This window comes from Fructilactobacillus fructivorans (genome assembly GCF_001434095.1).
Taxonomy (GTDB): Bacteria; Bacillota; Bacilli; order Lactobacillales; family Lactobacillaceae; genus Fructilactobacillus; species Fructilactobacillus fructivorans.
Window position 1 is genome coordinate 203237 of sequence record NZ_AZDS01000002.1, and the last position, 21107, is coordinate 224343.

The following is a 21107-nucleotide window of genomic DNA, read 5'->3' on the forward strand; positions in this document are numbered from 1 at the left end:
CCAATGAGTAATAATATTGTTCAATTCAAGGACGTCTCAGTTACGTTCAAACAAAAAAAGAATGTAATTCACGCTGTTTCAGATGTAACGCTTGGAATTCCCAAAGGTGAGATCTTCGGGATTGCCGGATATTCTGGTGCCGGAAAGTCTACGTTAGTTCGAACCATTAACCTGTTACAAAAACCCACCGATGGTGAGGTTGATGTGTTTGGAAAGACCTTCTATAAAAAAGAAGGGGATCACGTTTCATCCATTAGTACCAAAGATCTACGTGATGAACGACGTCAAATCGGAATGATTTTCCAGCACTTTAACCTCTTGGAAGAACAAAACGTCCAACGAAACGTAGAGTTTGGACTGAAACACAGTGGTTTAAAGGAAAAAGAACGAGAGGCCAAGGCCAAGAAAATGCTCGATATCGTTGGATTAGGGGACTACTTAAAAGCTTATCCGTCCCAATTATCCGGTGGGCAGCAGCAACGAGTTGCGATCGCTCGGGCACTTGCCAATGATCCGAAGATTTTGATTTCGGATGAAGCCACATCCGCACTTGATCCTAAGAATACCGATCAAATCTTGGACTTGCTGAAAGAATTAAATGAGAAATATGGTTTGACGATCATCCTGATTACCCATGAAATGGAAGCTATCAAGCGAATCTGTCAACAGGTTGCCATCATGAGTGACGGGAAAGTCGTTGACGTTGGTGATTTGCTTGAAATCTTCGTTGATTCGAAGAATCCAACCACGAGAAAGATTGTTGGTAACAGTTTCAACGCCCTGGAAATCCTAAAGTCGATGAACATTGACGTGAATAAACGGAACTTGATTCAGCTGACCTACCTGTCAGCTGACATTAATGATCCCATCATTGTTAGTCTGTATGAAAAGTTCCACATTTCCGCTAGTATCATCTATAGTAATATCGAAAAACTAGGTGAACAGGTAGTTGGAACGTTGATCGTTGATTTACTCGGTGGTAAAGAGGATCAGGAAGCAGCTGTGAAGTACCTTGAGGGTCAAAACATCAAGGTCACTGAATTGAAGGAGGCAGAATAATGGGAGCTTGGTTTGCAACTCATTTTCCTAATGTAGTGTCACAGGGATTAAATGGTGAAGAAGGCTGGATCACAGCCGTTAATCAGACAATTTACATGACGTTTTGGTCAGCAATTTTTGGTGGAATTGCGGGAATTATTTTCGGAGTTTGTTTAGTAATATTTGCGGATAACGGAATTATGCCATGTCATCCACTGTTCTGGATCATTGATAAAGTTGTATCATTGTTCCGTGCCGTTCCATTTATCATCTTACTGGCTTTCATTGCGCCAGTGACCCAGAAGATCGTTGGAACTCAAATCGGAACGACAGCTGCTTTGGTTCCATTGTCAGTCGGTGTCTTTCCGTTCTATGCGCGGCAAGTTCAGGTCGCACTTGAGAGTGTTGATCATGGCATTATTGAGTCAGCTGAATCACTGGGGGCCACAAACTGGGATCTAATCTTCGGCGTTTACCTCAGTGAAGCTCGTTCAGAGTTGATTCGGGTTTCAACCGTGACATTGATTAGTTTAGTTGGTTTGACCGCTATGGCCGGTGCCATCGGTGCTGGTGGTCTTGGAAACATGGCCATCTCTTACGGTTACAACCGATTCGCTAATGACACTACCTTGGTCGCTACCATTCTCGTTGTGATCATGGTTCTCATTATTCAAGTTGTTGGTGATGTTTGGGCTAAGTTCGCTAATCACGCTGATCAAGGTTAATAAATGATGATTTAAAGAAAGGTGTTTCAGAATGGAAAAAGCAGAGAAAATCAAAATTTTACAGGATTTGATTCAGATTAAATCTGTGAATGGTAATGAAATTGAGATCTCAGAATACTTGTCAAAACTACTTAAAAAGCATGGAATTGACAGTAAGATTTTTCCGTTTGACGACGGCCGCGCAAACTTAATTGCGGAACTTGGGACTGGTGAGTCAGATCAGGTGCTGGCTTTAGAAGGCCATCAAGACACGGTGGCGGTTGCTCATCCGGAAAATTGGAAACGCGATCCCTTCAAAGGTGAGATCGTGGGTGACAAAATCTATGGACGTGGGGCCGCTGACATGAAGAGTGGTCTTGCTTCTGAAGTGATTGCGTTGTGTGAGTTGGCCGATAAGGGCCAAGTTCCAAACGGCAAGATTCGTTTGATTGCTACGTCAGGGGAAGAGTTTGGTGCCCCGGGTGCTTATAAGATCGAATCAAAGTACATTGACGACGTGGACGCCATGATTGTCGGTGAACCGTCTGATGGGGATGTAACCTACGCTCATTCTGGTAGTTTGAACTACCAGATTACGAGTACTGGGAAACCAGCCCACAGTTCCACTCCAGACCTAGGGTTGAACGCAATTACCGGTCTGGTGAAATACATTCAAGCTGAGCCAAGACTATTTGATGATCTGCCCGTTGATCCCGTACTTGGTAAAGTTCAGCACAGTATTACGGTGATTAACGGTGGGGAACAGGTTAACATCATCCCCGGATCCGCTAGCTTGCTGGGTAATGTTCGTCCTACACCTTCCTTTAACAACGATAACGTGATTGAATTAATCCAAACGGCCGTTGATAAAATCAACGATAAGACCCCATATCATCTCGAATTCAAATTGATTCACAATTTCTATCCAATTGAAACCGATAAAAACAATTCGTTTGTGCAGGATGCTTATCAAGTTACTAAGAAAGATTACCATAATCATGATTCTGAGCTGATCGTGAACAACGGTGCAACCGATGCCAGTGTTTACGTTCAGGAAAACGACCAGATGGCTGTGATCTTGTTGGGACCTGACAAGAATAATACGTCGCATCAGATTAATGAGTATACGACGCTATCGAGTTATCTTGATACGATTGATGCCTATCAGGATATTGCGAATGATTTCTTTGCAAAAAAGTAAAAACAAAGGCCTTGAACGGTGAGTTCAAGGCCTTTGTTGCGTATTTAGTATTTTTATATAATTATTTATATCTTAGAAAGCATCTTGAGTGCTTTTATTACCTTGGGGTTATCTGTTACTTTTTTATTAGCTTCTTCATTAATTCTTTTACGGTTTTTGGGATCCATTAAATGTTCTTGGATTCTTTGTAATTCTTTAGCTTGTTTTTTAGATATTTTATTTTTCATGATTTCCTCAATTAATTTATTTCAATAAAAAAAGAAGCCTCAATCGAGACTTCTTTTTTTATTATTTAAAATTACCATCTTAAGATAGCTGAAACTTTCTTGTCAGTTGGCATATCGCTAGCAGGCAATACGGTAACGTCACCATCAAGACCAAGAACAGTCAATGCTAATGAGTTTAATTCGTTAGCTGGACGTGAACCTTCGGAGTTGACTTCAACGTCTTCACCGTTGTCTTTGCTTTCAACGTAAGCATCTTGTTGGATGATTAGGTTAGCGATTCGGTCGTCGATAGCAGCCTTTAAGATTTGATCGTAGTCATCAGTGGTCTTTTTAGCACCATCAGCTTTGTCGTAGACGTTCTTCATTGACTTCTCACCATCAGAAACGAAGTTATCGTGAATGGTTTGAGCAACTTCTTGGACGTTTTCGCCGGCATTCTTAACGGCAGCATCCATTTCAACGTGTTTGTCTTCAACCACGTATGGGTTATGAGTAGCACGGTTGAAACGACCTTCGTCTTCAGCGTTTGCAACAACTACTAATGGATTGTGATCTTTGTTTGAAACATGCTTTTGAACATATTTGTCAACGAGTTCGTAGTATTCGTGAGTATCCCACTTAGCGCCATTCTTTCGAGGATCGTCCTGAGTTTCAGTCTCAGTCTTATCTGAATCGAATGGATCTGGAGTGTCAGTATCATCATCAATGACGTTTAGGTCGTTAACGTGAAATACCTTGAAATCGTCACGTTGTAAGAACAACATGTCAAAATCAGGAACAAATTGGTATTGTCTTACGATTGGTAAGATTTGTAATCTGTCTGAGAATGAGAATGCGGTTTGTGGGGCATAGTTCAATTGTGCAACTTCGATTGAATCGTTAGTTACATACATGATGATACCCTTAGCGATTGTTGACTTAGGTTGTAAAGTCTTTAAGTAGTTCTTAATTTGAAAATCGTAGGCGTTCCAAAGTTCTGGTTTATATTGCTTTTGAAATGCTTTCTTAGCAGTGTCAACCAAACTGTTAATTTGGGTGTTATCTCTACGAGTATTGTCTTCCTTAGGATCCAAAGGAACAGTAATTGTTAAAACTGGGCCGTTGTCAGATTCCAAGTCAAGCAAGTTTTTGATTTGATCTTTTTTGTCATGCTTAGCCATGATGAAAACCTCCATTAATAAATTGTTACTATACTCTACTATATTACCATTTTTGCAACCAATTGGAAACGGATACCTCAATTAGAGTTTGTCAGTGACAAGCCGTTTGACCATGAAGTACACAATTAAGGCAAAAATAACGATGATGGCCAATAGAACCATTAACTTTTTGAAGCTTCCCTGAAGGATCGTATCACCACCAAGAGAGTATATAACCGAGATTGGTACACTTCCTAAAACGGTTGCGATCTTAACGTCCTTGCTAGTGAAACGCTCCTTGTCTTGATTGGCCTGAAAACTTACCAAGTAAGTGGGAATAATGGGAATTGAATATCCGATAATTAGACCCAATAGGGGGTGCTTAAGATTCTTGAAGTGTTGGGCGTATTTATTGTCCTTATACTTTTTACTCATTCCTTTAAACGAGGAGACAATTTTAGTGGTTCCAAGGTTACCAGCAGATAGGCCGATGATGTTAATGATAATTCCAAACCATTTGCCAAAACAGATGCCGGAGATGACCCCGACTACCGCCACTGGTGCGCCAGGAATCAGTGTCAGAATGTATAAAAGGAAGATCAAGAGGACGGCATCCACTACACCATGATCACGAATTTCTTGGATAGCAGTGCCACGGGTAGCTGGATTAAACATCATCTTAATTTCAGGCCAGTAGTCCATGAAAAGGATGTAGAAGAAGAGGACGGCGATGATAATCGCGAGATATTTTAGGATGTCCATGCGGTGTTCTTTAATGAATTCAATGATGATAAAAGACTCCTCCAAGTGTTATAGCTATATCTTATAAGAAAATCATCGTTACGTCTATTCTTTCTGAAAAAAATAAACCAACCATTTTGGTTGGTTTATAAATTATTTTTCGGCATGTTTTAAAACATTTTGAGCGATAAACGAAGCATACTTTGGTGTTCCTTGTACGTTAGGATGCGTCTGATCCTGATAGAGATACTGGGGATGATTCTTAGCGTAATCATACCAGTCAATGACGTACAGGTTCTTATACTTCTTTTGTGCTTTATTTAAGAATGAGTTGACTTGATTCTGCCATGGTTGAGTTGGAACGTACGTATTGATCCAGAAGACGTGACGATTCTTGCCAGCAATCTCCATGTATTGCTTCATTGTCTGATCGTTAATGGCTCCGTTGGTTCCAAGTCCAATGATGACGTTTTTACCAAGCAGACCCTGTTGTTCCAGACTCTTTATAATGGCAACACCGTCTTGAGGATGACGTGAAGTTTGGGCATCAATGTAGAGCTTGGGGAAAATCTTTTGCAAGTTATCGCGACCAGACAACATGACGGAATCACCAATGGCACTCCCAGAAAGATTTTGGGCTTCTTGAAGTTGGGGCTTAGTTAAGCCGTCTTTTTCGAGTTTCTTATTAACCTTGGTGTTCTTCGTTTTCTTCCCTGATTTAATCTCTTTAGCCAGTTTTTCGTTGTGCTTGTTCTGAGACTTCGAATTCTTTTGAATCCGGTTAGCTAGTTGAGTGTGATTAGCCGCCTTGGGATTAACCGTGGTGGACTGGAAAATTCCAACCGTTCCGATGGCAAGGACAACAATTGCGGCCATCTTTAAGATCAGGTGATGCTTGAAACATGAAATGATCCAGTTTTCAATCTCATCAAGACTCATCTTACCAATGTGGAAGAGGGTCTTGAAGAAGTCGATGACGTGATGGTAATCATATTTGGCAAGTGGCACCTCAATAAAGCGGTATGACAATTCTGAAATGACAATGATAATCGCAATTTCAATAATGGCATACAGCCATTGATGATCGGCCACGTCCTTGAACTTGTCGGCAAAAAAGACAAAGACAGGGAATTGGTAAACATAGATTTCGTAACTCCGAGATCCAATCCAGTTGAATAACTTGTTAGTTAGAATGCGGTTCCAGTGGCTATTAGGATGAACAATGGCCATCATTGCCATCACAGTGAAGATTGAGAACAAGGCCATTCCGCCACGATACAAAAACGGTGATTGTGAGCCAGTCGTAAAGATGATCCAACCCATTCCAATCATTCCGACTAAACCAAAGACGTCCAGTAAAAATGATTTTTGTTGGTCATCATCCTTTTTCTGGGTGCTGGTCCAAAAGACAGCTAGAGCAGCTCCAAAAAGAATTGAGAACATCCGGGTATCAGTTCCATAGTAAACTCGACTTGGATCCTTGCCTGGTTGATATAAAACGGCCATGAGGATCACTGATAGGGCTGAAAGTGCAATCGCCATGAAAAAGATCGGATGCTTATTACCGTGAAATTTTTTAAGTAAGAAGTATGCAATCAAAGGCCAAATTAAGTAAAATTGACCTTCAATTGCAAGGGTCCAAAGGTGTGTAAAGGGAGACGCACTTCCTGCAAAATTCTGGAAGTACGATTGACCATTCATGATTTCCCACCAGTTGTACACGTAAGCTAGGTTCGATACGACACTCTGCCATAAATTCGCAAGTAGATTGCGTTGAAACAACGTTATGTAGGCAGCCGTTGCAAACAACATTGTAATGAGCGTCGGGTAGAGACGTTTGAGGCGTTTTTGCCAAAAGAATCCGTAACGGAAGTGATCCGTGGCGTGATACTCACTGATAAGATGATCAGTGACAAGGTAACCTGACAACGTCAAGAATACCGGAACACCCAGGTATCCTCCAGTAAATACGCTAGGTGACAAGTGGTACAGAATGACACAGATAACGGCGAGTGCCCGTAAGCCGGTGAAGCCGGTAATGAACCGACGTTTTGGAGTTTTATTATTCATATTATTGGATCCTTGAAATTAATTTATTTATTAGTATACTTCTTCACAATATTGAAAAGTCTAGCACTCTAAAGCCGCACTGTATATGGCTTTCAGCAAATCTTAAGAAATAAATCATCGTACAAAAAAAGACCCATCAATGATGATGGGTCTTTTTTAGAATCAAACTAATTTAATTAGTCACCACTAGCAAATTTGGTTTTGTCAGTGTTCTTAGTGATTTCGATGGTGTCTTTTCTAAGGTCAGCCTTAAGATGTTTAACATCTTGGTGATCCAAGTAGTACATCGCAATCTTATCTCTTAATTGTTGTTCGATTACTCGACGTAATGGACGAGCACCCATGGCTTCATCGTAACCTTGGTCCATCAACCATTTCTTAGCATCTGGAGTTACGTAAAGTTCCATGTCTTTTTGAGCTAAGGTGTCGTTTAAGTTACCGATCATAAGATCAACAATCTTGCTTAAGTCTTCCTTAGTCAAGTGTGAAAATTCAACGATAGCATTGAATCGGTTCAAGAATTCAGGTCTGAAGTATGGAGCCAAACGGTCCATAATTGACATATCCTTCTTGTTGTTCTTGCTCATTGAATCGTTACCGAATCCGGCATTTGAAGTAGCAATGATAACAGTGTTCTTAAAGTCAACCACGTTACCTTGACCATCAGTCAAACGACCATCATCCATAACTTGAAGTAATAGGGTAATTACTTGTGGGTTAGCTTTTTCAATTTCATCAAGCAATACGATTGAGTATGGGTTTCTTCTTACTTGTTCAGTAAGGGTATTACCATTGTCACCGTAACCAACGTAACCAGCTGAAGTACCAATTAACTTAGATACAGCAGTTACATCTTGGTATTCTGACATATCAAGTCTAATGATTGAGTTTTCATCGTTGAACATGTCTTTAGCTAATTGCTTAACTAATTCGGTCTTACCAACACCAGTAGGTCCAACGAATAAGAATGAACCGATTGGACGGTTACCTTCGTCAAAACCAGCACGGTTTCTACGAATAGCGTTAACAACTAAATCAACAGCTTGGTCTTGTCCAATAACACGACCCTTAAGTCTAGTATCCATGCCTTTCAATCTTTCAAGATCGTTAGCACTCATTTGTGAAACTGGAATACCAGTTAATCGTTCAACTGAGGCAGCAATGTCAGATACTTTGGCAACTGGACGTTCAGTGTTAGTGTCGTCACTCTTAAGTTTCTTTTGGATGTCTTCGATCTTAGTCTTAGCTTTGGCAGCGTCTTCATACTTTTCAGCCTTAGCAGCATCATCTTTTTCTTTCTTAGCAGCCTTTAATTCACTTTCAAGGGTAACCTTGTCAGTAACAGGGTGTTTTGCAGCTAAGTGAGCAGCAGTCATATCGATCAAGTCAATTGCCTTGTCAGGTAATGAACGTTGAGGGATGTATTGAACAGAGTAGTCAACAGCAGCTTTTAGAACATCGTCAGGTAATGTAACTTGGTGATGGTCTTCGTAAGCCTTCTTGATACCCTTTAAGATTTCAAGCGTGGTTGCTTTGCTTGGAGCGTTAACAGTAACATCATTGAAACGACGTGCAAGAGCAGAGTCCTTCATGATGGTGTTTCTGTATTCGTCTTGAGTAGTAGCACCGATAACTGAGATCTCACCACGGCTCAAAGCTGGTTTGATCATGTCGGCTAAGCCTTTGCTTCCAGATTCGTCACCTGAAGCACCGGCACCAACAATTTGATGAATTTCATCAAAGAATAGGATAACGTTTTTACGTTCTTCAACTTCTTTGATTAATTTTTGAATGTTCTCTTCGTATGCACCACGGTATTGAGTGCCAGCTTCAAGAGAAGATAAGTCGATTGAGATAATCTGCTTGTCTTTGATAGCACCAGGAACATCGCCCTTAACGATCTTTTGAGCTAAACCTTCAACGATGGCAGTTTTACCAACACCAGCGTCACCTACTAAGATCGGGTTGTTCTTGATACGACGACTCAAAATTTCAGCTGTTTCTTGAATTTCTTTGTCACGTCCAATAACTGGGTCAAGTAAACCTTGTTTAGCTTCATCAGTTAGGTTACGACCAACTTTGTCCAAGTAGCTTTCAGCTTTCTTTTGTTGCTTGGCGTTGCCGCCACCGTTTTGACCGCCACGGCCAGGAATTTGACCTGATTTTCTCATTGCTTCAACTTCTTCAGGTGTCAGTTCGTGACCGTTAACAACGTAACGAGCATTAGGGTTATTTTGACCCATGCCACCACCTAATAGACTATTAAATAAATCGTCCATTCCGTTTCCGAATGGATCATTTCCAAAATTGTCTGCCATATGCAATTCCTTCTTTCCCTATTTTCACCACTTGGTGATTTTATGACTATTTAAGATAACAGGAACTTATCTCTAGTTCCAATTTCAATTATACCAGTTATGGGTCGGATGCATAGTATTTTGCTCATGTTTGATGAAATTGGTCAGGATTGGTCAGACTACTTCCCATGACCAGTGCTGATTTCCAAGATTTTTAATTTATAATTCACTTCTGGGGCTTTGACTGAAATGGTCTCGCCAACCTGATGATGTAAGAGTGATTTGCCAAGCGGGGAATCATAAAAGATTTTATTTTCTTCAAGTTTAGAGAACTCCGCTTCTTGTTTTCCAACAATAATGAAGGAATCGGAATCGCCATCTTCTAAAAACTTAACCTTAACCTTACTTCCAATGCCAACTTGATCACTTTTTGGGTTTGAAACCACTTCCGCATATTGTTCCTGCTTACGAAAGTATCGCAATCGATTTTCGAGCTGGTGAAGTTCTCTTTTAGAAGTGCTGTACTCAGCATTTTCAGAACGGTCACCTAACGCAGCTGCGTCGTGAAGTGCTTGGATTTTCCCTGGCCGATTTTTTTCAAGCGTTTTGATTTCATCTTGAATTTGTTGATAGCCGTGCTTTGTCATTTTATTAAAATACGTAGCCAACTTGATCACCTCTGTCTTTTTTTCGTCCAAATTTTACCATAATTATGGTAGTAAAAAGCCTGCATTTCCCATTTAAAGTTTGATTAGTAGCGCTCTTATGATATTATTACACTATGATTAATTCTAAATTGATTTCATTTTAACTAACTAAGGAGAAATAATATGAGAAGCCGTCACATGGAGAAAGAATCTCATAAGACTCGTAACATCATTATTCTAGTAGTGATTGTAGTGGTTGCCATTGTTTTGGCATTTCTAGGATATGGTGCTTACAAGTACAAATCTGCTTCAAATCAAATTAATAAAGCTTATAAGAGTGCCGGCATCAAGAAAACACGGGATACCGACGCCCTATTAAACCACAGAAAGCCAGTCTCAATTCTGTTACTTGGAACCGATACTGGGGCCCTTGATCGGAATTACAAGGGTCGAACCGATACCATTATGGTTGCTACTCTTAATCCCGAGACCAAGAAGATGACGTTAACTAGTATTCCTCGTGATACTGCCGTTAACATTCCTGGATATCCACAAGATTCACCATCTAAGATTAATGCAGCTTACACCTATGGAAGTGCTGGAACCGCAATTAAGACGGTTGAAAAGCTATTAAACGTGCCGATTGATTTTTATGCCCTCATTAATATGGGTGGTTTAAAAGAAATTGTGGACCAAGTTGGTGGAGTAACCATTACGCCAACACTGTCGTTTAGTTACGAAGGCTACACCTTTAAGAAGGGTCAACCAACTAAGATGGACGGAAAAGAAGCACTATCATATTCTCGGATGAGATATGACGATCCTGCTGGTGACTATGGTAGAACCATGCGTCAACGTCAGATTCTACAAGCCATTGCGGGTAAGGGTGCTTCGGTATCACAATTAATGAACAACGACTTCATTAGTTCCATTGCCAAATCCAGTCAAACAGACTTAAGTTCAAGTGATTTGACGAAACTTGCAGCAGGGTACCGTGAACACGGTGACTTTGTTGATAATCATTTACAGGGTGAGAACCAGATGATTGCGAACTCAGCAATGCAAGTTCCAACGGAAAGTCAACTGCAGCAGACGACTAACTTTATTCGAAAGAACCTTGGTTTACCTGCCGCAAAGACTGGAAGCGCAGCTTATCACTAGATTTAAATAGAAACACGATGTTCTCCTGAGTGTATGAGGAGAACATTTTGGCGTAAAAGGGTAATTAGAACTAAGGATGAAGGAGTCGTGATGCATGGAAGAGAACATAAAGAGAAAGACGATCTGGCTTGACCCTAAAAAAGTCCAAGATCGCCCCGTCTACTTCACGTGTAAAAGAATATTTGACATTATTGCCAGTTCCCTTGGACTTATTCTATTAAGTCCTTTATTCCTAGTGCTTAGTATTTTAATTAAGTTTGATGGATCCCATGGAAAGGTCTTTTATACGCAAGAACGGGTTGGATGCAACGGAGATATTTTCAAGATGTATAAGTTCCGCTCAATGATTCCCAACGCTGACCAAAAATTAGCTGAACTTAAAAAATTTAATGAGGTTGATGGAGCCATGTTTAAGATGAAAGACGACCCCCGGGTTACCCGAGTTGGTCGTTTTATTCGAAAATATAGTTTGGATGAACTTCCTCAGTTGGTGAACGTCTTGATTGGTGAAATGTCACTAGTGGGACCACGTCCACCACTTCCAAAAGAAGTGGCTGAATACACGGAATATGATCGTCAACGTTTATTAGTTAAACCGGGTTGCACTGGCTTGTGGCAGGTAACTGGGCGTAATAACGTTGGTTTTGATGACATGGTTTATTTAGATATTGTTTATATTATGAATAGTGGTTTCTGGTTTGATCTTAAGATTATATGTAAGACGGTTCAGATTATGGTCGTGCCAAACGCGGCATATTAAAGGGGTTTAAGGATGAAAATTGCAATTTTGGTGGCAGCACATAAGGATGCTCCTATGCCAAAGGATCGAAGTTTATACCTACCGGTTCTGGTTGGAGCCGATAAGAACTATCATGGTCAGCAGGGCTTTCAACTTGATAATCAAGGCGAAAACATTTCAGCTAAGAACCCAAACTATAATGAACTAACTGCCATCTACTGGGCCTGGGAGAATTTACACAATGTGGATGCCATTGGACTTGTTCACTATCGCCGACTTTTTAGTAAACACCTTGATCGATCACTTGATAAGGTTTTGACACAAAAGCAGGTTGAAAAAATGCTTGAAAAAGCACCAGTGATCTTACCCCGTAAGCGTTATTACGTGGTGGAAACGATCTATTCTCATTACGTTCATTCTCACTACAAGGAGCCCTTGGAAGAGACACGGAAGGTAATTTCTGCGATTGATCCAGATTACCTCGGAAGTTTTGATAAGGTCATGCATCGTCGTTCAGCTCATATGTTTAACATGTTTATCATGAAGACAAACTACTTCGATGACTACTGCAAATGGCTTTTTAACATTTTGTTTAACGTCGAAAAGCGGATCGACATTTCAAACTATTCGGTTCAAGAAGCACGGGTTTTTGGCTATCTATCTGAAGTTTTGATGGATGTCTGGATTGATAAAAATCACGTTAAGTACACTGAGTGTAACTGGATTCAGATCGGTGACCGGCACCTCGTTAAAAAGGCGTGGGGATTTGTGAAACGGAAATTTTCCAGTAACGTTGGAAAAGACGAGACACACTACTAGAAAGAGGATTCATTAATGACTAACTATGACATTAGTATTATCATGCCAAGTTTTAATTCGGAAAAATCAATTGGAAAAGCGATTGATTCCATTTTTAATCAGGAAACTGATTTTAGTTTTGAGCTTTTGGTTATTGATGATGGGTCCTCTGATGACACTGTGAATATTATCAAGTCACGGATGCTCCAAAACAAGAGCATCCAACTTTTTTATACTGATCATAAGTATCAGGCTGAGGCCAGAAATCAAGGCATCAAGCATGCCTCTGGGAAATACATCATGTTTTCTGACGATGATGATGAGTATTTGCCAGGATACATCCAGGCCATGGGAGAAAAAATTAAAGATATGCAGCTAGTGATTGCGGGAATTGAGAAGCAGTTTCCCAACGGCCGAGTTGAAGTTGAGGATCAGTCAGTTATGGAAACCGCCACTAGTGACGATCAACTACTTGGTGATTACCTTACTAAAAACCAAGAAATGGATGTTGGTTTGTGGAATAAGATTTTTGTTAAAAAGATCATTGATGATAATCACATTCTGATGAGTAACAAGAATTTTTTTGAGGATAGTCTGTTTGTCCTTCAATATCTGTTAGCGATTAACTGGGAACAGATTGGCTACGTTAATCAGCCAATGTACCTGTTAAATAAGCATGAGGGATCAACGACAAATACATACGATCCTGAGTTGTTGGACAAGTGCAATGAGTATATTGATAAGGTAAGTAAGTTAATTGCCAATCGACCTGAGTTAGAAAAGTATTTTAGAAGCTTTAAGGCACGGATCGACTTGTTTTATGTTCACCGCAATATTTTGAATAATCCGAAGTGGGATGTGCAAGATCAACGCTTAATCCTGCGACCCTTGATTAATTCATCATATCTAAAGGAGCTCAGCAAAAAGTATGTAAGTGCAATTATGCTGGCGTTTATGATGCCTAAAACTTACATTAAGTTGTATTCAAAACGAAAGTGAGGATCAGATTTGAATCTAAAATCCTTTATGTACAAGGCATTTAACGATGCAGTCTACATCCCAATTTATCAAATTAAATATAAACGGCAGTTTCAGACTTTAAAAATTAAGTCAATTGAGCAAACAATTGATGCGATTACGAAGGATCACATTTCCCTTAGTCGCTTTGGTGACGGTGAGTTCAAGTGGATCAATATGACTGGGCAAGAGTCTTTTGAACATGATTCAAAAGAATTGAGTCAACGGCTTTTAGAGGTTCTTCATTCTGATTTGAAGCGACATGGAATTGGATTACCACAGGCCTTTAAAAATCCTGATATCATGAACGCCAACAAGTATTGGGAACGTGAAATGGGGATGTACGGTAAACAATGGCTTTCTGATTTAGATTTTTCTAAAATGTACTTCAACACTAGTGTGACGCGTCCCTACATGGATTTGAAAGATAAGAAAATTGCTAAGTACGTTTTTGATGAATTTAAAAAGTACGTTTCAAATAAAAGTATCTTAGTAATCGAAGGTGATCAGACCCATTTTGGTGAGGGAAATGATCTGTTAAGTAGTGCCAGCAGTGTGATGAGATTAGAATGTCCTAGTCACAATGCCTTTGAGCAATATGAAACAATTTTGGGTCAGTCTAAGCATGCCATCTTAAATGAAGATCCAGATTTAGTTCTGGCTGCGTTAGGACCAACTGCCACCATTCTCTCGTATGATTTAACTAAGATTCTAAACAAACAGGTACTTGATATCGGACATTTTGATGTAGAGTATACTTGGTTCTTAAATGGTGACAAAAAAAGAACTAAAATTAATGGCAAGGCTGTTAATGAAGTGAAAAGGTAACTAATACAAGCATGTGATATCTTTTATTGCTTGTACTATTATTCTTTATTATTGTTAATGAAGTAGAATTATACTTCTTTTTATCAATTTACCTAGTGAGTTATTTATACCTTACAGGTGGTAAACAAAACAATTTAAGTGGGGCACGCCCCAATAAACTATTACATTTTGGAGGATAACATGACTGATTATTTAGTGGTTGGTTCAGGATTATTTGGATCAACGTTTGCGTACGAAGCTGCTAAACGTGGTAATCACGTTGAGGTAATTGAAAAGCGAGACCACGTTGGTGGTAACATCTATACAAAAGAAGTAGAGGGAATCCAGGTTCATGAATATGGGGCTCACATTTTCCATACCAAGATGAAGGACATCTGGGATTATGTGCACCAGTTTGCTGACTTTAACAACTACGTTAATAGCCCAATTGCCAACTATCATGGCGAGATCTACAACATGCCGTTCAACATGAACACCTTCAACAAGTTGTGGGGTGTTAGGACTCCAGCAGAAGCTAAGGCTAAGATTGAGGAACAGAAACGGGATGCTAACATTCCAGATAGACCAACTAATCTTGAAGAACAAGCTATTTCGTTGGTTGGACCTGATTTATACGAAAAATTAGTTAAAGGTTACACCGAAAAACAGTGGGGAAGAAAGGCAACTGATCTTCCAGCTTTTATCATTAGAAGAATTCCCGTTCGTTTCATTTATGACAATAACTACTTCAGTGATCCATACCAGGGAATTCCAATTGGTGGTTATACCCAAATCATTGAAAAGATGCTTGCTAGTGACCTAATCGACGTTAAAACCAATACTGATTTCTTCGATAAGAAGGATGAATACTTAAAATCTGGCAAACGGATTATCTTTACTGGAATGATCGATCAGTTCTTTGACTATCAACTAGGAGCCCTTGAGTACCGAAGCTTGAAGTTTGATACTGAAGTTAAAGACGTCGATAATTATCAGGGAAATGCTGTTGTCAATTACACGGACGCTGAAACTCCTTACACCAGAGTGATTGAACACAAACACTTTGAATTTGGTAAGGGTAACAAACATAAGACGGTAATAACTCATGAATATCCTAAAACTTGGCATCGTGGGGATGAGCCTTATTACCCAATCGATGACAAGAAGAACCGTTCTTTATACAAAAAATACGCAGAATTGGCTGCAAAAGATGTGCCTAATGTATTTTTCGGTGGCCGCTTAGGTCAGTACCGATACTACAACATGGATCAGGCCATTATGTCAGCTTTGAGATTAGTTAAAAACGAATTTGGTGAATAAATTTGGGTAAAGTAATTAAGAACTATTTGTATAATGCGTCCTATCAACTATTTGTGTTGATAGTTCCTTTAATAACGACACCTTACTTAGCTCGTGTGCTAGGACCACAGGGAGTCGGAATTAATTCATATACGAATGCTAATATTCAATATTTCATTATTTTTGGGAGTGTCGGGGTTGCTCTATACGGAAATCGTCAGATTGCGTACGTGCGCAACAATAAGCAGAAGCTGACTAACACTTTTTATGAAATTTTCTTTATGCGAATGGTAACAATTGGCGTTGCTTACATTGCATTTTTCATTTTTTTAGCATTAGTTCATCGTTATCATAGTTATTACATTGCCCAATCTTTTTCACTACTCGCTGCGGCTTTTGATATTTCTTGGTTCTTTCAAGGAGTTGAGAACTTTGCCGTGACCGTTTTAAGAAATTTCATTGTTAAAATTATTACGCTTTTCAGTATTTTTGCGTTCGTCAAGTCATACAGTGACTTGTGGTTATACATATTTATACTGTCCATGTCACTTTTAATCGGGAATTTAACCTTGTTCCCAAGTTTGAGAAAATATCTTGGAAAAGTGGATTGGAAAAACTTTCACTGGTTTAAGCACTTTTGGCCGTCGATGGTGCTTTTTGTTCCGGAGATTGCCACTCAGATTTATTTGGTTGTCAATAAGACTATGTTAGGTGCCATGACATCCGTCACTGCGGCAGGATATTTTGATCAGTCTGATAAGATCGTGAAATTGTCGCTGGCGGTTGTTACCGCAACCGGAACCGTGATGCTTCCCCACGTGGCAAATGCCTTTATGCAAGGGAAACACGAGAAGGTTAAAGACTACTTGTATCAAAGTTTTGAGTTCGTTACTGCCTTGTCGGTTCCAATTGCTTTTGGGATTGCGGCCGTAGCACCCCACTTTGTACCATTATTCTTTAGTCCCAAATTCATGGCAGTTGTGCCACTGATGATGATTGAATCAATTGTAGTGGTTATGATTGCGTGGAGTAATGCGATTGGGGTTCAGTACCTCGTTCCTACCAATCAAAACAAAGCCTACAATTATTCCGTTATTATTGGTGCCATTATTAACATTGTAGCCAACGTTCCCTTGATTTTACTGTGGGGAGCGGTTGGAACTGCCGTTGCGACGGTTCTTTCTGAGGCTTCGGTGACTGGAATTCAGTTATATGCCGTTAAAGACGAGATCGATTTTAGAAAGTTGTACCATGGATTCTTTAAGTACTTCATCGCGGGTCTTTTGATGTTTGCCATCGTATTCTTACTCAATGCCACTTTAAGAGTTAAGTGGATTAATTTGATCATCGAGGTATTCCTTGGAATCATTGTTTATACGGCTTTGATTTTCGTTCTGAAGACTAAAGTGTCTAAAGATGTAATTACTATTATCAAAAAGAAGTTTTAACTTAAAATATTAAGAGGTTATGAGTCAATGAAAATTGCGTTTGTCAGTGAGGATAAACTAAATGATGTTTCCGTTTGGTCTGGGACTACCAGTAATATTTATGATGTCATTTCCAAACGAAATGAAGTTGTTTCGGTGCGTCCGTCTGGCATTAAGCTGTTTTGTGGAAAAGTAATTCGTAAGTTTACAAAATGGTTTAAATTACCCGATCTGGAGGCATTTTCCGATGAATGGATTGCCAAAGTTGAAGGTAAATCATTAAGCCAAAAATTAAAAAGTCATTCAGACGTTGATTTTATTTTTGTGGCCGCTGAAGATAATTTAATCGAATTTCTTCATACTGACATACCAATTGTTTTTTTAAATGATGCAACTTTTAACGAGATGATTAACTACTATTGGTTCCATTTGACGAAAAAACAGATCAATATTCATACCCGAATGGATCAAACGACCCTTGATAAGTCAGCATTGATTTTGATGGCGAGTGAATGGGCTAAAAATGATGCGGTGCAAACCTATGGCATTAACGAAAGTAAGGTTAAAGTCTTGCCGTTTGGTGCTAATTTGCCCGATCAATTTGTTCCTCATCAACTAGAGGCTGATGATAAGGTGAAGTTATTATTTGTTGGAGTCGAGTGGGAACGAAAGGGAATGGACGTCATCTGTTCCATGATGGATAAATTAAATGAGAAGTATCCTCATCAATTTGAAATTAATGTTATTGGATTAAACGGTCTGGATGATCAGAAATTTCCCGACAACATTAAGTTTCATGGATTCGTTTCTAAACACACTGACGCTGGTTTAGACAAGATGATTAAGATTTATAATGAAAGTGATATCTTTGTACTGCCCACTAAAGCAGAGTGTGCGGGCATTGCATTTGCTGAAGCCTCCGAATATGGTCTGCCGTCCATCACGTACGATACCGGTGGAATTGGGACTTACGTAATTAATGATTACAGTGGTTATCGGTTAAATAGATCGGCAACAGCCATGGATTTTGCTGACACAGTTAGTGATTTGGCGAATGATCATGAGAAATTGGTTAAGATGTCAAAAAATGCGCGTAGATTGTATAAGACGAAGTTAAATTGGGATGCCTGGGAACATGGCTTTAATAAATTGACCCATAAATTTGATAATTAGGTGGAATTTAAAGGAGTTTAGTGGAACTGATGAAAAAATTGATTATTGATGTGGTCCGTTCGAAGGCTAACGATGGAATTGGTAAGCCCAAAGAAGACATTAATGAAGTCCTTGAAAACGATTATGGTTTTCAAATGGCTTACTTAAAACAATTCAAATATGGAAAGTTTGATCGCCATTTTTTGATCAATTATCGGATCAACAAACTTGATAAATATCACTTAAAATCAACTGATGTAATTGTCATTCAATACCCCATTTACTCTGGAAAACAGTTTGAAGAAACCCTCTTGAGATATCTCAATGATCGACGGGTTAAGACGGTGGCTGTCATTCACGACATCGATTCGTTACGTTTTCCTAATAGTACTTTCAAAACGGTCAAAGATGAGGCCGAGTTTTTAAATAACTTTACAGCGGTAATTTCACCCAATAGCACCATGTCAGATACATTGAGGGAAAATGGCTTAAACGTTCCGTGTGTTGACCTTGAAATCTTTGATTATTTTTCTGATGTTCATAGTAAAAAGAATGGGATTAAGTACAAGGATGAGATCACCTTCGCTGGAAACCTGAATAAATCTGTTTTCTTAAAATATTTAGAGGTTCCTGAGGACATTCAATTTGATGTCTTTGGTAATATTGATGATCCAGAAACGTTAAATTCTTCCTTGAAGTACATGGGAAGCGTTTCTCCAGATGTGTTATCGAAAAAGTTAGGCCATGGTTATGGACTAGTATGGGATGGTAACAGTGTGGATAGTATGGAAGGTAAGATTGGTGACTATCTACGATACAATAATCCTTACAAGGCTTCATCATATCTGAGCGCTGGCATGCCAGTGATTGTCTGGGAGGAGTCAGCAATTGCTAAATTCGTTGAAGAACATCATGTTGGATTAGCGGTGGATTCAATCGCTGACCTGGCAATGTCTTTGAAACGAGTAACTGATGGTGAATTCAATCAAATGGTCGATAATGCTCATGCAATTTCAGCGAAGTTACACGATGGTTTCTACACTAAACAGGCTTTTGATAAGGTATTTGATAAAATTAAATAAAACAAATCAAAAACGACGTGTTAATCTATTAGTTAATATTAACTAATGACTATCACGTCGTTATTTTTTTAGGAGTGATTGTATGAAAAAAGTTTTAGTGCTTGGATCTAGTGGACAACTAGGTCGTGAACTATCTGATCTTTTAAACGAACAACAAATTGAGTTTGATGCTCCATCTTCAAAAGAGATGGATGTAACTGATCAAAATAGGGTCATGAGGTATTTTAAAGATCATCAACCAGAGGTGGTTTTTGATTGTGTGGGTTACACGAACATTGCGAGTGCGGAAAAAGAGCCCGGAAAGACAATCAATCAGAACGTTAATTTTCTTGGAACCCAGTACGTTGCTTTGGCTGCAAGAGATGTGAACGCGACATTGGTCCACATCAGTACGAATCGTGTTTTTGATGGAAATGACAATTCTGAACCGCATAAGACGACGGACATCCCCAATCCAATCAGTGAATACAGTAAGCAGAAACGGATGGCGGAGCGTGCCATCGAAGAGATTAGTACAAAATACTATACAATTCGAACGACAAAACTGTTTGGTAAATATGACACGAACTTTACGAACATGTTATTAACTCCCGCCGATGAGAATGGTCTTCGGCATGTTTCCAATGAACAGCTTAATAACATCACGTGGACAAGGACCTTAGCTGAATTTATGTTATATGTTATTGAAAATGAACTTCCATTCGGAATGTATCATTTATCCAACCAAGGATTGACGAATTCTTATAAGGTGTTTCAGAAAATTCAGAAAAATAGTTCAATTGATGTTACACCAACTAATCCCAGAAATGATACGGTCATAGAATGGCCGATTCTTGATTTGAGCAAGGTAAATGACACTGATTTTAAAAATCTAACGTGGGATGAGGCCATCGCTCAATTATTGAACACTTTATAATACTAAAACCCGTTTTCTGCAATCTTTTTTAACCTCCGTGTAATGTTTTCCTAATATTACTGAAATTTCCACCCCTTAACGTATTGAATGTTGAGAGGAGGAAAAGACATGAACTGGAAACACATTATTCTAACAGTAGTCAGTGTTGCAGCTATTTTTACTACGGGCATAGCAGTCGCAAATAGTTCGCGCATGGACGTTAATGCTGATTCATCGAGATACACCACCGTTAATAGACAGAAAAAAGTTCAGAAAGCAAAACGGGCGAAACAACCCGTAAAAGTAATTAAGTCAGAAAGTTCAGTAACTCAGTTAAGCAAGTCCGAAGGGGCTGCCAAAAACTGGATTGCTTATCAAGAATCACGTGGTGACTATCACGCCAAGAATCCAACTAACCCAACAGTGTACGGTAAGTACCAATTAAGTCGAACTTACCTGCACGGCGATTATTCAAAAGAGAATCAAGAACGGACTGCCGATAATTACGTTTATGGACGTTATGGATCTTGGAAGAACGCTAAAAAACATTGGGAAAATAATAACTGGTACTAAACTTTTAGTACATAAGGCTCATGACAAAAGTCATGAGCCTTTTTGCGTGTTAATGAAGCTTTTAATGGTAAGGTTAGGTTAAGAATAAATATG

Annotated in this window: 20 protein-coding genes; 14 read left to right on the top strand and 6 right to left on the bottom strand. The window is 39.3% G+C overall.

Annotation, left to right across the window (positions count from 1 at the left end):
* The first annotated feature begins 3 nt into the window (after nt 1–3).
* Genes FC73_RS02965 through FC73_RS02975 form a run of 3 tightly spaced genes read left to right on the top strand, consistent with a single transcriptional unit; the run spans nt 4 to nt 2943 of the window.
* Complete coding sequence (locus FC73_RS02965) at nt 4–1059, top strand: methionine ABC transporter ATP-binding protein (RefSeq protein WP_010022395.1); 1056 nt, start codon at nt 4–6, stop codon at nt 1057–1059.
* The gene (locus FC73_RS02970) at nt 1059–1763 is read left to right on the top strand and encodes a methionine ABC transporter permease (RefSeq protein ID WP_010022396.1); all 705 of its coding nucleotides are present in this window, start codon (nt 1059–1061) and stop codon (nt 1761–1763) included. Before FC73_RS02965 ends, FC73_RS02970 begins: the two co-directional genes overlap by 1 nt.
* 31 nt (nt 1764–1794) lie before the next feature.
* Entirely contained in the window at nt 1795–2943 is a 1149-nt protein-coding gene (locus tag FC73_RS02975) for an ArgE/DapE family deacylase (protein ID WP_010022398.1), read from the top strand.
* Between the two features lie 65 nt (nt 2944–3008).
* On the opposite strand, the gene FC73_RS06975 is transcribed toward FC73_RS02975, so the two are convergent.
* From FC73_RS06975 to greA, 6 genes are all read right to left on the bottom strand, one after another.
* On the bottom strand, nt 3009–3170 hold the full coding sequence (locus FC73_RS06975; protein WP_010022400.1) for a hypothetical protein: 162 nt from the start codon (nt 3168–3170) through the stop codon (nt 3009–3011).
* A gap of 71 nt (nt 3171–3241) precedes the next feature.
* Entirely contained in the window at nt 3242–4330 is a 1089-nt protein-coding gene (locus tag FC73_RS02980; protein WP_010022401.1) for a baeRF3 domain-containing protein, read from the bottom strand.
* A gap of 81 nt (nt 4331–4411) precedes the next feature.
* Nucleotides 4412–5116 (bottom strand): TVP38/TMEM64 family protein, encoded by a 705-nt coding sequence (locus FC73_RS02985; protein ID WP_010022402.1) that lies wholly within the window; start codon nt 5114–5116, stop codon nt 4412–4414.
* A gap of 87 nt (nt 5117–5203) precedes the next feature.
* On the bottom strand, nt 5204–7120 hold the full coding sequence (locus tag FC73_RS02990) for an acyltransferase family protein (RefSeq protein ID WP_010022403.1): 1917 nt from the start codon (nt 7118–7120) through the stop codon (nt 5204–5206).
* A 176-nt stretch (nt 7121–7296) separates the two neighbouring features.
* The gene (locus tag FC73_RS02995; protein ID WP_010022404.1) at nt 7297–9438 is read right to left on the bottom strand and encodes an ATP-dependent Clp protease ATP-binding subunit; all 2142 of its coding nucleotides are present in this window, start codon (nt 9436–9438) and stop codon (nt 7297–7299) included.
* 158 nt (nt 9439–9596) lie between these two features.
* A complete protein-coding gene (gene greA, locus FC73_RS03000) occupies nt 9597–10085 on the bottom strand; it encodes a transcription elongation factor GreA (RefSeq protein ID WP_010022406.1) in 489 nt (162 codons plus the stop codon).
* A gap of 162 nt (nt 10086–10247) precedes the next feature.
* On the opposite strand from greA, the gene FC73_RS03005 reads away from it, so the two are divergent.
* The 11 genes from FC73_RS03005 to FC73_RS03055 all read left to right on the top strand — a co-directional run bounded on the left by FC73_RS03005 (nt 10248) and on the right by FC73_RS03055 (nt 21014).
* The gene (locus tag FC73_RS03005) at nt 10248–11225 is read left to right on the top strand and encodes an LCP family protein (protein ID WP_010022407.1); all 978 of its coding nucleotides are present in this window, start codon (nt 10248–10250) and stop codon (nt 11223–11225) included.
* Between the two features lie 94 nt (nt 11226–11319).
* Complete coding sequence (locus FC73_RS03010; RefSeq protein ID WP_010022408.1) at nt 11320–11985, top strand: sugar transferase; 666 nt, start codon at nt 11320–11322, stop codon at nt 11983–11985.
* A 12-nt stretch (nt 11986–11997) separates the two neighbouring features.
* Complete coding sequence (locus tag FC73_RS03015; RefSeq protein ID WP_010022409.1) at nt 11998–12783, top strand: DUF4422 domain-containing protein; 786 nt, start codon at nt 11998–12000, stop codon at nt 12781–12783.
* Nucleotides 12784–12798: 15 nt separating this feature from the next.
* On the top strand, nt 12799–13761 hold the full coding sequence (locus tag FC73_RS03020) for a glycosyltransferase family 2 protein (protein WP_010022410.1): 963 nt from the start codon (nt 12799–12801) through the stop codon (nt 13759–13761).
* 9 nt (nt 13762–13770) lie between these two features.
* A complete protein-coding gene (locus tag FC73_RS03025; protein WP_010022411.1) occupies nt 13771–14607 on the top strand; it encodes a GT-D fold domain-containing glycosyltransferase in 837 nt (278 codons plus the stop codon).
* Between the two features lie 180 nt (nt 14608–14787).
* Nucleotides 14788–15906: a UDP-galactopyranose mutase gene (glf, locus tag FC73_RS03030; protein ID WP_010022412.1), complete on the top strand. Its 1119-nt coding sequence runs from the start codon at nt 14788–14790 to the stop codon at nt 15904–15906.
* Between the two features lie 2 nt (nt 15907–15908).
* Entirely contained in the window at nt 15909–17333 is a 1425-nt protein-coding gene (locus FC73_RS03035; protein WP_010022414.1) for a flippase, read from the top strand.
* Nucleotides 17334–17360: 27 nt separating this feature from the next.
* Nucleotides 17361–18485, top strand: coding sequence for a glycosyltransferase family 4 protein (locus tag FC73_RS03040; RefSeq protein WP_010022416.1), 1125 nt, complete (start codon nt 17361–17363; stop codon nt 18483–18485).
* 29 nt (nt 18486–18514) lie between these two features.
* Nucleotides 18515–19546, top strand: a complete 1032-nt coding sequence (locus FC73_RS03045; RefSeq protein WP_010022417.1) for a glycosyltransferase — start codon at nt 18515–18517, stop codon at nt 19544–19546.
* An 82-nt stretch (nt 19547–19628) separates the two neighbouring features.
* Nucleotides 19629–20462 (top strand): SDR family oxidoreductase, encoded by an 834-nt coding sequence (locus FC73_RS03050; RefSeq protein WP_010022418.1) that lies wholly within the window; start codon nt 19629–19631, stop codon nt 20460–20462.
* 108 nt (nt 20463–20570) lie between these two features.
* Nucleotides 20571–21014 (top strand): aggregation-promoting factor C-terminal-like domain-containing protein, encoded by a 444-nt coding sequence (locus FC73_RS03055; RefSeq protein WP_010022419.1) that lies wholly within the window; start codon nt 20571–20573, stop codon nt 21012–21014.
* The last annotated feature ends 93 nt before the right edge of the window (nt 21015–21107 follow it).

Coding starts and splice junctions, on each gene's coding strand:
- FC73_RS02965 (WP_010022395.1), top strand. CDS start 4: ATGAGTAATAATATTGTTCAATTCAAGGACGTCTCAGTTACGTTCAAA.
- FC73_RS02970 (WP_010022396.1), top strand. CDS start 1,059: ATGGGAGCTTGGTTTGCAACTCATTTTCCTAATGTAGTGTCACAGGGA.
- FC73_RS02975 (WP_010022398.1), top strand. CDS start 1,795: ATGGAAAAAGCAGAGAAAATCAAAATTTTACAGGATTTGATTCAGATT.
- FC73_RS06975 (WP_010022400.1), bottom strand. CDS start 3,170: ATGAAAAATAAAATATCTAAAAAACAAGCTAAAGAATTACAAAGAATC.
- FC73_RS02980 (WP_010022401.1), bottom strand. CDS start 4,330: ATGGCTAAGCATGACAAAAAAGATCAAATCAAAAACTTGCTTGACTTG.
- FC73_RS02990 (WP_010022403.1), bottom strand. CDS start 7,120: ATGAATAATAAAACTCCAAAACGTCGGTTCATTACCGGCTTCACCGGC.
- FC73_RS02995 (WP_010022404.1), bottom strand. CDS start 9,438: ATGGCAGACAATTTTGGAAATGATCCATTCGGAAACGGAATGGACGAT.
- FC73_RS03005 (WP_010022407.1), top strand. CDS start 10,248: ATGAGAAGCCGTCACATGGAGAAAGAATCTCATAAGACTCGTAACATC.
- FC73_RS03010 (WP_010022408.1), top strand. CDS start 11,320: ATGGAAGAGAACATAAAGAGAAAGACGATCTGGCTTGACCCTAAAAAA.
- FC73_RS03015 (WP_010022409.1), top strand. CDS start 11,998: ATGAAAATTGCAATTTTGGTGGCAGCACATAAGGATGCTCCTATGCCA.
- FC73_RS03020 (WP_010022410.1), top strand. CDS start 12,799: ATGACTAACTATGACATTAGTATTATCATGCCAAGTTTTAATTCGGAA.
- glf (WP_010022412.1), top strand. CDS start 14,788: ATGACTGATTATTTAGTGGTTGGTTCAGGATTATTTGGATCAACGTTT.
- FC73_RS03040 (WP_010022416.1), top strand. CDS start 17,361: ATGAAAATTGCGTTTGTCAGTGAGGATAAACTAAATGATGTTTCCGTT.
- FC73_RS03045 (WP_010022417.1), top strand. CDS start 18,515: ATGAAAAAATTGATTATTGATGTGGTCCGTTCGAAGGCTAACGATGGA.
- FC73_RS03050 (WP_010022418.1), top strand. CDS start 19,629: ATGAAAAAAGTTTTAGTGCTTGGATCTAGTGGACAACTAGGTCGTGAA.
- FC73_RS03055 (WP_010022419.1), top strand. CDS start 20,571: ATGAACTGGAAACACATTATTCTAACAGTAGTCAGTGTTGCAGCTATT.